Here is a 13,324-nt window from a genome sequence, read left to right as displayed (position 1 = left end):
AACGTTGAACTCCTGGAGGTGAGCCCGTGGCCGTTGGTCGGCGATCATTTGGGAGCCATCCATATTGATTTGGAGTCCTCCATTTTCTTTGGAGGCAGCGCATAAGACGTCCATTTCTTGGCTCCGCGCATCTCAAGCCCGCCGCGCCAGTAGGCCCGGGCCTGGTGGGAAGCGATCCTACACACCTCCGCCACCTCGCGGCGGCGGGTGATGCGGCCGTTCATTCGACTCGCGGTTCCCCCTTCCAGAAGCCGAGGGTCGTAAGGTTCTTCACGATCGCTTTCTCCAGCCGGCGCGCCTAGCTGAACTGCTCGGGAGCTTCTTTGTCAGCCCGGCCATCTTCTGCTCAAACGGCACGCCGTCGTCTTCAACCTCTTCCGCACCCGCAGTGCAGCTCGAGTGAAGACGCGGCTCCGTTAGGGAGACCGCGTGCGACCGAAAATGCGCGCCGTGCAAATAAATGCACGCGTGCATTCATGTCCGCGGTTCGTTCATTTGTTTCGTTCAATCCGTGATTTTCCGATAACGGACACCTCGCCCGCGACGGCCCTCGCGAGCGATTCGGCCCTGTCTTACAAGGCGATTGAGAAGCCGGTAAGCCTGGGGGCCGCTAATCCGGCACAACTCCGCCGCCTCCCGTCGGGTAATGCGCCCGTGCTTTTCCACGTACTGCAAAACCATCTGCTCCTGCTGAAAGGGCTCGAAACCGCGCTGCCGGACGTAGGCGGCCTCCTGGCCGAGGCGGCGATAGGTGGCGGCGGACAGGTGCCAGGTTCTCCCCTTACGCTGTCCGCGGCTCTCTGCGAGCCCCGCCTCCACCAACCGATGGAGGACCGCTCGGGCTTCGGCTTCCGGTTTTTGGATGAGGGCGGCCGCCCTGCCCGTGGTCAGGGAGCGCTCCTGCCACAAGGCATTGAGCACGAGCAGTTGGTCCAGCCCCAGGATCCGCCCTGACTGGCTTTCTTCCGTGACGAGGCGCACGAAGTCCAGGTTCGCTTCGCCGCCCGGAAGCACCAGGATCACTCCGGTGTCGTCGCTCCGGTCGTAGGAGGGCGCCGGACGGCCGTTCCGGAGCTGCTCGTGGAAGATGGTATCGATCCCGCGCGCGGTGCGCTCCACGATCCCGGCGCGCTTGAAGGCGTCGGCCAGCAGGGGGTTGCGCGGCCGGGGCGCCGTGACGAGCAGGTTGTCGAGGCGAACCCCCTCCGGGAACCCGCCGGGGTTGGAGATCTCGATCCGGTCTTCGTGCCACTGGACGTGCACGGCTCCGAGGCGCGTGTAGTCGCGGTGGATCAGCGCATTTGCCACCGCCTCCCGAAAGGCCGCGGGGGGGTAGTCGGGCACGCCCACCCGCAGCATGCCGACGAGGACCTCCTTCTCCCCGACCTTGGCGCGGAATCGGGTTTCCAGCTCTTCCATCACGCGAAGCACCGGCCACCGAAAGAAGTCGTTGACCTCCACCGCCTGCTGCCGCAGCACCTGGAACGCCACCTCGTGGGTGGGGAGGTGGCGCCGCAACGCCTCTTCCTTGCCGAACAGGAGCAAGCCCAGAACACGGATCGCCTCCCCGTCGCCGTCGGCCCACAGCGCCCCCAGGGCCCGGGCCAGTTCGAGATCCGAGAGGTCCAGCAGGGTTTCGTCGCCCCGGCCGCGTCGTTCCCGGATGGTGCGGCGGAACCGCTCGAACTCCAGCGGGTCCAGATCCTCCCAGCGAGCCCCGGCGACCACGGCGGCGGAGTAGTCCTCCAAGCCCCGGTCGGACAAAAGAGAATGGAACTCGTGGGGTTGCATCGGAACACAGGCGGGGCGGCCGTCGCCGCCCAGGGCGCGGCGCAGATAACGACCGTCCGCGGTGCCCACCGGCGTCCGGCAGGGCGGAATCTCGATGACCAGCACGTCTCGCCCCTGGACCGGAACCAGACGCACCGATACGGCGAGGGAAGGCCGCGTCCGGCCCGCGATCAGCGAGGCCAAGCGTGCCGGATCGGTTCCCCGGGACCCGTGCCGGGGCCTTGCACCCGTGACGCGGCCGTCGTCCTCCACCCCGATGAGCAACCAGGCCGGCTCGCTGCTCCTTCGGTTCGCCAAGCAGACGACGGTCTCGACCAGGTCCCGATCGCTGAGCGTCCCCCTCGCCTCGCCCTTGAACTCCACGTTCAGCTTCTCGCCGCCGGAGATCAGCCGTTCCAACCCTTCTGGCGTCACGGTTCCCCCTCCCAGAAGCCGAGGGTCGTCAGGTTCTTCACGATCGTTTTCTCCAACCGGTGCGCCTCGTTGAACTGCTCGGAGAGCTTCTTCGTCAGCTCGGCCATCTTCTGCTCGAACGGCACGCCGTCGTCTTCCTGCTCCTCGGCGCCCACGTAGCGGCCGGGGGTGAGCACGTAGCCGTGGTCGCGGATCTCCTCAAGGGTGGCCGACTTCCACCAGCCGGGCTTGTCCTCGTAGCCTTCACCCCTTTTCCAGGCGTGGTAGACCTCGGCGATCTGCCGGATCTCGTCGGGTGTGAGCTCCCGGTGGACGCGGTCCACCAGCCGGCCCATGCGGCGGGCGTCGATGAAGAGGGTCTCGCCTGCGCGGTCGCGAAAGCCGCGCTTGGGGTCGGCCTTCTTGCTGCGGGTGACGAACCAGAGGCTCACGGGGATCTGGGTGGTGTAGAAGAGCTGGCCCGGCAGGGCCACGATACAGTCCACCAGGTCGTCCTCGATGATTCCTTTGCGGATGGCGAACTCCGCGTTGGTCGAGGTGGACAGGGAGCCGTTGGCCATGACGAAGCCGGCGATCCCGTTCGGGGCCAGGTGGTGGATGAAGTGCTGGATCCAGGCGTAGTTGGCGTTGTTGGCCGGCGGCACGCCGTACCGCCAGCGGGGGTCTTCCCGGAGCCGCTCGCCGCCCCAGTCGCTCATGTTGAATGGCGGGTTGGCCAGCAGGTAGTCGGCCTTGCGGTCCTTGTGCAGGTCGTTGTGAAAGGTGTCGGCGTGGTGCGGCCCCAGGTCGGCGTCGATGCGGCGGATGGCCAGGTTCATCTTGGCCAGGCGCCAGGTGGTGGGGTTGGACTCCTGGCCGTAGATGGCGATGTCGCCGCGCCGGCCGCCGTGCTCCTCCACGAACTTCTCGGACTGCACGAACATGCCGCCGGAGCCGCAGCATGGGTCGTACACCCGGCCCTGGTAGGGCTGGATCATCTCGACGAGGAGCTGCACCACGCACTGGGGCGTGTAGAACTCGCCCCCGCCCTTGCCCTCGGCCGCGGCGAACCGGCCCAGGAAGTACTCGTACACCCGGCCCAGCGGGTCCTTGACGCCCGACTCCCGGGCCTTGAGGTCGATGTCGCCGACGAGCTTCACGAGCTCGCCCAGGCGGGTCTTGTCCAGGGTGGGGCGGGAGTAGTCCTTGGGCAGCACGCCTTTGAGGCTCGGGTTCTCCCGCTCGATCGCGGCCATGGCCCCGTCGATCGTCTGGCCGATGGTGGGCTGGGGCGCCGCGGCCTGGATCTTCTCCCAGCGGGCCTCGGGCGGCACCCAGAAGATGTTCTCGGCCAGGTACTCGTCGCGGTCCTCCGGATCGGTGTACTCGGTCTCCCGCTTGGCCTCGAGCTCCTGGTACTTCTCCTGGAACGCGTCGGAGATGTACTTGAGAAAGATGAGACCCAGCACCACGTGCTTGTACTCCGAGGCGTCCATGTGGCCGCGCAGCTTGTCGGCCATCTCCCAGAGCTTGTTCTCGAAGCCGAGGTTGGCGCCGTTGTTCGCGCCGTTCTTCGTGCCGGACCGCTTTGCCCGGCCCGCCGAACGCCCCCCGCGGGCCCCCGAGCCGCGGGTTCCGGCCTTCTTGCTCCCCTCGCCGGAAGCGTCAGGCTTTTTCTCCGCGGCCTCCCCTCCGGCCAGCCGCACCGATCCGCCCCGACCACGGCCCTTCTGGATCGCTCCCTCGTCCAAGAGCATCTGGCGTACGGCCTCGTACTGCCCCGAGCTCCAGCCCAGCCGAGCCCGCAAGGCCTCGTTCCCGGCCCTTCCGCCGAGCTCGCGCAACACCTCCAGAAACCGGTTCTCCTGCGCTTCCATGGCCATCGTGTCCTTCCGCTCCTTCTCGCCAACGGCCCGGCGATCCAAACAACAACGGCCCCGCCGGCGGATGGTTCCGCCGAGCGAGGCCGTCGAGTTGGCTACATGGTCGAGATCGCGTTCACCCCAACCCCCTCCTGGTAGGTCGCCGCTCCATCGTACCCCGCCAGGCCGCGCAGCGGCAACGTTGCCCCTGGGGGAATGGGCGAGAGTACCAAGCATGCCGGACAGATCCTGTCCGGCGAGTCGGACGCCAAAGGCCGGTAAACGCCGGCCGACGAGGCCGTCGACGGGAAGCTGGAAAGGGTTCTTTCCGGCTTCCGGACAAACCGGAAAGAAAAGTTGCCAGTTGTGCTTCGCAGAGCGGCCCCCCAAGGGCGCGGGCGTGGGGGGAGCGGCCCGACTCGGTATAGCCCCCACCGGTTGACGGATGGGATGCCCTGTTTTACGTTCTTGCCAACGATCGACTTCTCGATGTACGTCTCCTCGGAGGGCGGCCAATGGAGACCACGATCTCTTCGAAATTTCAGGTGGTGATACCGGCTCCGATCCGGAAGGCGGCCGGCCTCAAGCCCCGCCAAAAACTCCAGGTCTTCGAGAAGGGGGGCATCGTGTACATGGTGCCCTTGCAGACCCTCGAGGAACTTCGGGGAGTTGCGAAGGGCTGCGACGTTTCCGGCTATCGGGACAAAACGGACAGACTCGGATGAGGGTGGTTGACTCCTGCGGGTGGCTCGAGGTGTTCACCGACGGGCCCGCCGCCGACGCCTATGCAGAGCTCCTCACACCCTCCGAGGCCGTCTTGGTTCCGGCCGTGGTGTTGTACGAGGTGTACAAGGTGCTCGCCGCAAAGGCGGGGGAAGAGGTGGCCCTGCGGTGTAGCGGCTTCATGCAACAAAGCACCGTGGTATCCCTCGATGCAGCCCTGACCCTGGAAGCCGCAGACCACGCCCTCCGGCACGGATTGGCGATGGCCGGCGCGATGGTGTACGCGACAGCCCGGCGGCACGGGGCGGAACTGGTGACGTCGGATGCCGACCTCCGGGGACTTCCAGGTGTGCGCTTCGTCGCCAAGTGACGCCCCGTTGTCTCGACGCGCACTCCGTACCGCCGCACCGCAGCCGCGGCAACAAGGGCGCCCGGGGGAGAGGGTCCCCCTGACTCCGCGCCGGGCTTCGGCACCGTGGCGCGGACCTACGCCAGACAAACGGTGCGATCCGGGGCCGTACGGCCTGCGCACCCCGGACGCGATCCACTGCGCCACGACCTTCGCCGCCGGATGCGGCGGCGTCCTTCCGTGACGGGACGCACGAACTCCAGGTTTGCTTCGCCGCCTGGAAGCACCAGGACCACTCCGGTGTCGTCGCTCCGGTCGAAGGAACAAGGAATCTCCCGGGGTCCGGTGGTGACCCGCACCCAGGAGGAACGCGTGGACCCCGACGCCGGTCGGGTGGATGTGATCCCCGCGTGGCGGTTCCTGCTGGAACCGCCGGAGTCCTGAACCGTCTCGCTCCACCCAAGGCACCAACACCCGCTCCCGCAAGATCCAGGCGCCGTGCTTCAGCTACCTGCCCGGGCCGAGGGGAACGGCTGATGAGTCCGAGTCCGTGGCGGTGAGCCGTGCAGGTGGGGTACCCTGGGGCCGCGCGGCGCGGCCTTCGTCTGCGGGGAAACAGGGCGTGGGCACCCCATGTCCCCCACCGCGGACCCCCTTTCCGAGAGGCCTGGCATGACCCGAAAGAGAAGACCGTCGTCGACTCCCCGCCGGAAACGGATGGGGCGGAAGGCCCGGCTCGCCCACGCCCGATCGACGGGATGGGGCTCCAGGTACCGAGGCAAAAACATCGTGGAGGGATACCGGCGACGGTTCGGCGTGGACGCGCAGTGCGCGATCCGGGAGCTTCGGCTCCTCGGGGTGGAGGTGCCAGCGGAACAGGAGGCTGCGATCCGCACGACCCTGTCGGCCGGTGCCGGGCTTCGCTCCAGGGGGAACCCGCCGGAAGGCCAGGGGTTCCAGACCGAGCCGGACGCGTCGTTCGCCTTCATCGCCGGCCACACCTCAGGGGGCGCACCTTACGGCGTGACCTGGGAGGAGTGGGAGGAGTTCCTCGCGGGAGACAAGGAAACGACGGAACCGTAGCACCCCTTGCAGACGCTTCCGGCGGATTCTCGGCGGACGCGCCCTCGATTCGCTGAAGAAGCGCGACTTTTTGCTCCCGGGTCCTGCCCTGGCTTGGGGACCCCGGGGTGATCCCAACGGTTTCCCTGCACGCGGTCTGCGTGCTGCACCCGGACAGGAGAGTGTCAGGTGGCCGGCTCTGACATCCCAGAAGGAGGGCCCACGGCGCGACCGGGCCCGTCCGCCGTGGACGGAGCGATCGACGCAATGGGCGCCGACGAGCTGCGAAAACTCGTCCGCGAGCTGCTCGGGCTCCTCGACAAGCGTACCCACTCCCAGATCGTTCACGAACTGGTCGAGCGGGCCGCGACGGCCGGCGGCGAGTGGGCCCCAGCCCCTCCTCCGACCCCGCGGGTCGCGGAGATCGTCTCCCGCGGCGAGAGGGCGGCGCACGCAGGGTGGGCCCACCCGGCGGACGTGGACGCGTGCCTCCTCGAGGGCTCCAACGCGTTCCTCGCCAGGGACTACGGCACCGCGGTCCGGATCTTTCGGGCCTGGCTGGTTCCCCTCGGAGAGGCCGAGATCGACCTCGGGCAGCACGAGATGGTGGACGAGGTGCTGGGGGTGGACGTGGGCACGTGCGCGGCCCAGTACGTGGTGGCCACGTACATGACCACCGCGCCGGACCGGCGTGCCGGGGCCGTATGGGATGCCATGGACGAGGTCGGCGTCCTGGGTCCGTTCTTGGAGCCCCTGCGCGAGATGGAGCGCGTGGCTGTGGAGCCTCTGCCCGGGATGGAAGAGTTCCTGCCGCAATGGCGGGCGCTCCTCGAGGCGAACACCGCGGCCGACCGCCGGGACGGTTGGGATACCGAGGAGGATGGCTGGCTCCGGGAGGCGGTCCGCCGCATGGATGGTGCAGAGGGGCTCGGCAGGCTCGCCCGGTCCACCGGGCGGGTCTCGGACCTGCGGGCCTGGTGCAGGGCGCTCGTGGAGGCGAGGCGCTGGGAGGACGCCCTGGCGGCCTGCGAGGAAGCGGCCGAGACCGTGACAGAGCAGGCCCTGTGCCGCGCCGAGTTCCTGGACGGGGCCGCACTGGCCGCCCAGGAACTGGGGCGCGAGGACCTGCCCGCCCGTCTGGAGCGGGCGTGGCGCGAAGCGCCAACCCCTCTGCGGTTGCGCCGCTGGCTGGGCGCGGCCACCAGCCGGGCCGAGATCCGGGAACGGGCGGCTCGCGCCCTGGACGCCTGCCCGGAGGAGGCCCGGTGCCAGCGGGCGTTCCTCCACCTGGTGCTGGGCGAGCACGGGGCCGCCGCCGGGTTTCTCGCCGAGGCGCCGGGCCTTGGGTGGTCCGGAAGCGAGCATCCCGGTCACCTGCTGTTTGCGCTGTTCGGGACTCTGTTGGCCGTGGGCCCGGATCCCTCCTCTTCGTTGCCCCATGGGTGGGGCCCCGAGGAGGAGGAACCGGAAGACGGCCCCCGGCTCGCCGCGCCGGCACCCGAGGAGATTCTCGCGGCAGCCGGCGTCCGCCGCATAACAGAGGCCGGGGAGGTCCGAACGGTGTTCCGGGCCATGCGCGGGGCCGCGGAGAAGCGCATGGCCGGGGTCACCAGCAAGACGCGGCGCCGGTATTACGGCCACGCCGCGCACCTGGTCGCGGTCTGCGAGGCCATCGCCCCGGCGCCCGGGTGGGTGGCGGGGCTCCGCTCCAGGTACCGGCGCTTCTCCGCCCTCCAGCGCGAGCTCGACCAGCACCTCGGGGACAGGTGACGGGCGGTTCTCCGGGAGGGCTCCGCTTACGACGCCGGTCCGCTCGACCCTCCCTCCCGGATCTCGTAGCCCATGGCCCGGTAGCCTCGGACGCGTTTCTGGTACATGCGAAGGAGCACCGGGACTCCGGCGTCCACGTAGTCGTAGATCCGCACCACCCGTTTCCCGGCGTGGGCCCGGTGCAAGCGCCCCGCGTACTGCTGCAAGGTACCGCGCCAGGCGATGGGTAGCGCCAGGAACAGCGTGTCCAGCCTGGCGTCGTCGAACCCCTCCCCGATGGAGCGGCCCGTGGCAACGATCACCCTGGGCTCGCTGTCGGGAATAGAGCGCATCTCCTCGGCCAACTGGCGCCGCTGCCTCCGCCCCAGCCCCCCACGAAACACCAGAAGGCGGACCCCGGCCCCCTCGAGCCGGGCTACGAGTTCGTCCAGGTGGCCGAGTCGCTCGGTCAGAACGAGGGGAGAACGGCCATCGCCCAGGGCTTTTCGCACGTCGCTCAGGATCAGTTCGTTCCGCATGGGGTCCCGGGCGAGGGCAGAGTAGAGGGCGTGGATCCCGGCATCGGCCGCCTTCGGGTCGGCCACGAACGAGGTCCACCGCGGGATGACCTCGTGGGAAAAGGGCCGGTCCACGGCCGCCTTCTTGGGCCCGACGTTGAACCGTATGGGGCCGCATTGCATGGTGATGATCGGGTGGTGGCCGTCCTTTCGGATGGGTGTAGCGGTGAGACCCAGGACGTACCTGGCCTTTACCTGCCGCAGGACCTGTTCGAAACCGAACGCGGGTACGTGGTGGCACTCGTCCACTACCACGTGGCCGTAGTCGGCCACAAGGTCCTTGACCCTTCCCTTACGGTGCAGGCTCTGGAAGGTCGCGACATCCAGAAGGCCCGTGGGCCGGTTCTTGGCACCGCCTATCTGGCCGATGGCCTCCACGGGCACCCCCAGGAAGGCGCTGAGCCGTTCCCTCCACTGCTCCAAGAGCTGCGTCCGGTGCACGAGGACCAGGGTGTTCACCGCCCGAGCGGCGATGAGCCACGCCGCCACCACGGTCTTCCCGAAGGCGGTGGTGGCGCAAAGGAGCCCCGCGTCGTGGGGGAGCAGGGCCTTGGTCGCCTCTTGCTGGAGCTCCTGGAGCTCCCCTTGGAACGTGACGTCCAAGGGCACGCCCCCATGGCGCTCGTCCACGAGGTCCACCCCGATGCCGTGGCCCTCCAGCAGCCGGAGCGCCTCGTCCAGGCATCCCCTCGGCAGGCCCACGTGCTCCGGGAAGTCTTCGGCGCAGTGGATCACCCGGGGTTTTCCGAACGTGGAGAGCCGCATGGCTTGGGCCCGGTAGAACTCCGGGTTCTGGAACGCAGCGATCCGGACCAGGCGGTTCAGGAGCCCGGCGGGCAGGCCCTTTTTTTCGATGTAGACCAAATTCCCCTGGACTACTCGGACGGAGTCGGGGAAAGGTCCGGGGACCGGCCGGTCATCAGGGGGCCCGGACGGGCCCGGATCGACCCTTTTTCGATTCCCACCGAAGGGCGTACACATCGTCCCGGCCCCGGAACAAGGACCGAAACAAGGCGACCTTTTCCGCGGCGGGCGACAGCCGGTGGACAGGGGCACCCGGCACGACGCAAGCCGGCTCTCGTGAGCCCCCCGGATGATCCGCCCCCAGGCGGGAGCGGAGCCGCGCGTTCTCCTCCCGGAGCCGCTCGCACTCCGCAAGGGCCGCCGACAGCCGCGCCTTCAGAAATCGGATCTGCTCACTTCCATCCACGCCCGTCGGCTCCCCCTCTCCGGCCTCGTGCTTTTCCGGGAAAAACGCGACCGGAGACGAGATCCGAAGCTTCCCATCCGCCAAGAATCACCCCTGCGAGGCTCACCCTCCGGCTGCGTCAAGATCCCAAGGTAGCCGGATCGAGAAGAGCGAGCCACACCCCGGTGCAGATCGATCAGAATATTGGCGTCAACCACCCACACCGGCGGGGAACCCATCGTGTTGCTCGGCTTCGCGGCGCCAGAACTCAGAAAGAGGCATGCCCAACAACTCCTCGGCCCGAGCTTCGGAGATCAGATCCTCCGTCAAGGCCCGAACCACCATCCGTTTCAAGCGCTGGGGTTCTTCAGGGGGAACCGCATCTCCCGGCTCCGTCCGGTGCCACCCCCTCTTTCGGAACTCCGCGAAGAGACGCCGGGCCACGGAATCCGAGATGACTCCGAGATCCTCGGCCCCGAGGGTTTACAGCGTGGCTTCACGCGACGCATTTGTAAACCCATCGCAGTTGAGGTTTGAGAGGGCCCATGGGAGCGGGCGTTTCCTTCGTGGGTCGCCGCCCTTCCGTCCGGATGCCGGCGCTTCCCGGCCCTCCAGAGCGAGTTCGCGCGACACCTGGGGCTCCCGTGATGGGCTGGGAGCTCTTTTTCCCTTCTCGTTCCGGGAGTTCCTCGATTTCAGAGGAAGGAGCAAGGAATCTCCCGGGGTCTGGTGGTGACCCGCACCCAGGAGGAGCGCGTGGGCACCGACGCCGGTCGGGTGGATGTGGTCCCCGCGTGGCGGTTCCTGCTGGAACTACCGGAGCCCTGAACCGGCGCTTGCAGGCCCACCCGGGCAAGCACTCACGCCTCGGGGCTGATGAGCCGCAGCTTGGGGAAGTAGGTGCGGTACCGGCGGGGGGCGCGGGTGACGAGGGTGAACCCCGCCACGGCCGCGTGGGCAGGGATGCAGAAATCCGGCCCGGCGCCCCGGGCAGTGCCAGGGGCACCGCGGGGGCCGGGCCGCGGGGCGTTTCGCCCGTTGGGAGGGTCAGGTCTTCTTGAACGGAACGGGATGGTCCTCGGGCTCCTGCTGGTGGCACTGGGTGCACGACATCTTGCCGCGGGTGTTCTCCACCTCGCCGCCTTTGCCGTGGCAGCCCCGGCACTCCTGGATCTCCTTGGGGATCGGGTGAACCGGGGTGAACTTGCCCTGGACCTGGGCGTTGAGGAGCTCCACCGTCTTCTTGGCCACGTTGGCGGTCAGCCACGCACACCGCTCGGAGCGCTGTTTCGAGAACGACGAGAACCCCGACGCCTCACACCACCGCCCCACGGACACGTGGCACAGGGGCGAGCCCGCCACCGAGGTGGCGATGTCGAACTTGGCGTTCTTGGGTCGGTACTCGGGCAACTCGGTCACGGTGTACCAGGAGAACAGCTCGTCGATCACCGGCTTCGGGGTGGGCGAGAGCAGGTAGATCGCGGCGGCGGCGCCGTTCAGGGCGCCGCACAAGGTCGCCCAGCCGGCGACCCCGCCCGCCCCGTACTCCATCATGTCCATGGGAAAGTTCTTGTACGGCGCACCGAACCGGTCGGCCAGCTCTCCCACAACGGCGCTGAACACGCCGTACATGCAGTGCTTCTTGTAGTACCCCTGGTAACCCCTCTCCGCGACCGTTTCCGGGTCCAGCTCCCGGTAGGGCCAGGGAACCTCCTGGGCCGAGCCCTCGGTTTTCGCGAACGCCGGTCGAACACCACCGGCCACCGCGCCGCCCACCAAGCCGGCGCCCAGGACCAGACCGACCGACCCGATCACCTGCCTGCGAGTCACCTTTTCCATGTCGCACCTCCTTGTGGATTGGGAGTGAATCTCGGCGACCCCCGCAAGCCCCGGGGGCAGCCGTGGCGCGACAGCGCCTCTTCCCCACACCGTGGAAACCGAAGAGGTCGGCCTCCGGCCGACGCATCGTCCGCTTACCCCTCCGGCCTTAGGGGATCGGCTCGTGCGGCGGACCACGGCATGGGAAGGCGCGGCGATCGGGTGTTGAGCTCGCGCCCGGCCGGAACCAGGCCTCCACCCCGCACGCCCGAAGGGGATGGAGTCTGGCAGTGCTTTCGTTCGGGTTGGTAGCGGCCGGGGACACCGCCTCGAACCCGGGTCGTTGTGTCGGGCGGGCGGTTTTCGTAGGCTGGCGGCATGCCCCGCAACAGAACGCTCACCCCAAACGGGTGGATCGAGAGGTTTTGCCTTCCCCCGGCTGACGCGGCCCGAAGGGCCGGGGTCGTGCGCCAGGAACTCCTGGCCCGCTCGCCCCACGTGCGGGAGGGGAACTTCACCCGGATCGCCACCTCGGACCTGCGGCTCCTGTTCGAGCTCTACGACCGGCGGATGTTCGCCGGGGCCCTGACCCGGGCCCTGGGGGGAGCCGACGGCCAGATCCTGGGTTTTCGGCTCTCGCGCCGCATGACCCACGCCGGTGGCAAGACCTCCTTCCGCCCGGCCCCCGGGCCGGACCGGCCCAGGTACGAGATCGTGATCTCCTCGCACCTGCTGTTCTCGAACTTCCACGGGCCCGGCGGACCGGTGGCGGTGAACGGCCTCGGGTGCCGGGACCGGCTCGACGCCCTGCTGCGGATCTTCGAGCACGAGCTGGTGCACCTGATCGAGTTCCTCGCGGCCGGGACGTCGAGCTGTCGGACCGATGCGTTCCGCCGGCTCGCCCGGGGCCTGTTCGGCCACACGGAGGTGACCCACCGGCTGGAGACCCCGGCCCGGCGGGCGGCCCGTACCCACGGCCTGCGGGTGGGCGACCGGGTCTCGTTCGTGTTCCAGGGGATCCGGCGCAAGGGCCGGATCAACCGGATCACCAAACGGGCCACGGTGCTGGTGGAGGACCCCTCAGGCGCCCCCTACTCCGACGGCAAGCGGTACCTCAAGTTCTACGTGCCCCTGAAGCACCTGGAAAGGGAGGAAGACGGCGAGGGCAGGAGGTGAGCCGTTGCCGGCCGCCCTGTTCACGCGGGCAAGACCGCCCCGAGAGCACCGGTCGATAGGGGCCGGCCCCACCGCCGGGGGCCGCGGGTTCCCTCAAGTTTTGGCCGCGCGGGGACGACAAGTGGACCCGTGACGGCAGTTCCCATCCCGCGGGCCCGGCGACCCGTGTGTGCTCGGAGGAGAGCGATGCTTCAACTGCAGTGGACGCCCGACATGGAGACCGGCATCGAGGTGGTGGACCGCCAGCACCGGGAGCTCGTGGAGCAGGTGAACCGGCTCCTCCAGGCCATGCGGGCCGGCAAGGGCCGAAAGGTGGTGGGGGATCTGCTGGCGTTCCTGGGACGCTACGCGGTCGAGCACTTCCAGACCGAAGAGGAGATCATGCGCAAGGGGGGGTACCCGGAGTACGAGCGGCACCGGGCCGTGCACGAGGCGTTCAAGCGCGACTTCGCCAAGCTCGCGGCCGAGTACGAGAAGCAGTCCACCGCCAAGCTCGCCCTGACCATCGAGGTGCAGAAGCGGGTGATGGAGTGGCTCCGGCAGCACATCCTGAAGACGGACAAGAAGGCGGCCGAGTACCTGCGGGAGCACGGGGCGGTCTGAGCCGCCCGGCGCGCTCCCGCATCCGGCCCGG

General features: G+C 68.7%; 12 protein-coding genes. 7 read left to right on the top strand and 5 right to left on the bottom strand.

The window, feature by feature from the left end; translation table 11 throughout:
- Positions 1 to 504 precede the first annotated feature (504 nt).
- The gene (locus tag DEFCA_RS0114270) at positions 505 to 2,205 is read right to left on the bottom strand and encodes an ATP-binding protein (RefSeq protein WP_025323691.1); all 1,701 of its coding nucleotides are present in this window, start codon (positions 2,203 to 2,205) and stop codon (positions 505 to 507) included.
- Positions 2,202 to 4,067, bottom strand: coding sequence for a class I SAM-dependent DNA methyltransferase (locus tag DEFCA_RS19680; RefSeq protein WP_025323690.1), 1,866 nt, complete (start codon positions 4,065 to 4,067; stop codon positions 2,202 to 2,204). Before DEFCA_RS19680 ends, DEFCA_RS0114270 begins: the two co-directional genes overlap by 4 nt.
- 494 nt (positions 4,068 to 4,561) lie before the next feature.
- Here DEFCA_RS19680 and DEFCA_RS0114260 point away from each other — a divergent pair, with 494 nt between their 5' ends.
- From DEFCA_RS0114260 to DEFCA_RS0114240, 5 genes are all read left to right on the top strand, one after another.
- Entirely contained in the window at positions 4,562 to 4,771 is a 210-nt protein-coding gene (locus DEFCA_RS0114260) for an AbrB/MazE/SpoVT family DNA-binding domain-containing protein (protein ID WP_025323689.1), read from the top strand.
- Positions 4,768 to 5,139 (top strand): type II toxin-antitoxin system VapC family toxin, encoded by a 372-nt coding sequence (locus tag DEFCA_RS0114255; RefSeq protein ID WP_025323688.1) that lies wholly within the window; start codon positions 4,768 to 4,770, stop codon positions 5,137 to 5,139. The genes DEFCA_RS0114260 and DEFCA_RS0114255 overlap by 4 nt, the downstream gene beginning before the upstream one ends.
- A gap of 279 nt (positions 5,140 to 5,418) precedes the next feature.
- Entirely contained in the window at positions 5,419 to 5,562 is a 144-nt protein-coding gene (locus DEFCA_RS22370) for a hypothetical protein (RefSeq protein ID WP_169709595.1), read from the top strand.
- A 273-nt stretch (positions 5,563 to 5,835) separates the two neighbouring features.
- A complete protein-coding gene (locus tag DEFCA_RS19670) occupies positions 5,836 to 6,201 on the top strand; it encodes a hypothetical protein (RefSeq protein WP_025323687.1) in 366 nt (121 codons plus the stop codon).
- A gap of 168 nt (positions 6,202 to 6,369) precedes the next feature.
- Positions 6,370 to 7,950: a hypothetical protein gene (locus DEFCA_RS0114240; RefSeq protein WP_169709594.1), complete on the top strand. Its 1,581-nt coding sequence runs from the start codon at positions 6,370 to 6,372 to the stop codon at positions 7,948 to 7,950.
- A gap of 26 nt (positions 7,951 to 7,976) precedes the next feature.
- On the opposite strand, the gene DEFCA_RS0114235 is transcribed toward DEFCA_RS0114240, so the two are convergent.
- The 3 genes from DEFCA_RS0114235 to DEFCA_RS0114220 form a co-directional block, all read right to left on the bottom strand.
- Positions 7,977 to 9,371, bottom strand: a complete 1,395-nt coding sequence (locus DEFCA_RS0114235; RefSeq protein ID WP_051463263.1) for a DEAD/DEAH box helicase — start codon at positions 9,369 to 9,371, stop codon at positions 7,977 to 7,979.
- 55 nt (positions 9,372 to 9,426) lie between these two features.
- The gene (locus tag DEFCA_RS24710; RefSeq protein WP_407919190.1) at positions 9,427 to 9,570 is read right to left on the bottom strand and encodes a TOTE conflict system archaeo-eukaryotic primase domain-containing protein; all 144 of its coding nucleotides are present in this window, start codon (positions 9,568 to 9,570) and stop codon (positions 9,427 to 9,429) included.
- A 1,173-nt stretch (positions 9,571 to 10,743) separates the two neighbouring features.
- Positions 10,744 to 11,535 carry a C-GCAxxG-C-C family protein gene (locus DEFCA_RS0114220; protein WP_025323684.1) on the bottom strand — a complete coding sequence of 264 codons (792 nt, stop codon included), beginning with the start codon at positions 11,533 to 11,535 and terminating at the stop codon, positions 10,744 to 10,746.
- A gap of 444 nt (positions 11,536 to 11,979) precedes the next feature.
- Here DEFCA_RS0114220 and DEFCA_RS0114215 point away from each other — a divergent pair, with 444 nt between their 5' ends.
- Positions 11,980 to 12,690, top strand: coding sequence for a hypothetical protein (locus tag DEFCA_RS0114215; RefSeq protein WP_025323683.1), 711 nt, complete (start codon positions 11,980 to 11,982; stop codon positions 12,688 to 12,690).
- A gap of 186 nt (positions 12,691 to 12,876) precedes the next feature.
- Positions 12,877 to 13,293, top strand: coding sequence for a bacteriohemerythrin (locus DEFCA_RS0114210; RefSeq protein WP_025323682.1), 417 nt, complete (start codon positions 12,877 to 12,879; stop codon positions 13,291 to 13,293).
- Positions 13,294 to 13,324 lie beyond the last annotated feature (31 nt).

Source organism: Deferrisoma camini S3R1 (assembly GCF_000526155.1).
Taxonomy (GTDB): domain Bacteria; phylum Desulfobacterota; class Deferrisomatia; order Deferrisomatales; family Deferrisomataceae; genus Deferrisoma; species Deferrisoma camini.
Note: the sequence above shows the minus strand (reverse complement) of the source record. Positions and strands in the feature narration are given on the sequence as shown.

What these genes read in the sequence shown, in the direction of transcription:
- DEFCA_RS0114260 (WP_025323689.1), top strand. Translation starts at nt 4,562, where the DNA reads ATGGAGACCACGATCTCTTCGAAATTTCAGGTGGTGATACCGGCTCCG.
- DEFCA_RS0114210 (WP_025323682.1), top strand. Translation starts at nt 12,877, where the DNA reads ATGCTTCAACTGCAGTGGACGCCCGACATGGAGACCGGCATCGAGGTG.
- DEFCA_RS19680 (WP_025323690.1), bottom strand. Translation starts at nt 4,067, where the DNA reads ATGGCCATGGAAGCGCAGGAGAACCGGTTTCTGGAGGTGTTGCGCGAG.
- DEFCA_RS19670 (WP_025323687.1), top strand. Translation starts at nt 5,836, where the DNA reads ATGGGGCGGAAGGCCCGGCTCGCCCACGCCCGATCGACGGGATGGGGC.
- DEFCA_RS0114255 (WP_025323688.1), top strand. Translation starts at nt 4,768, where the DNA reads ATGAGGGTGGTTGACTCCTGCGGGTGGCTCGAGGTGTTCACCGACGGG.
- DEFCA_RS0114220 (WP_025323684.1), bottom strand. Translation starts at nt 11,535, where the DNA reads ATGGAAAAGGTGACTCGCAGGCAGGTGATCGGGTCGGTCGGTCTGGTC.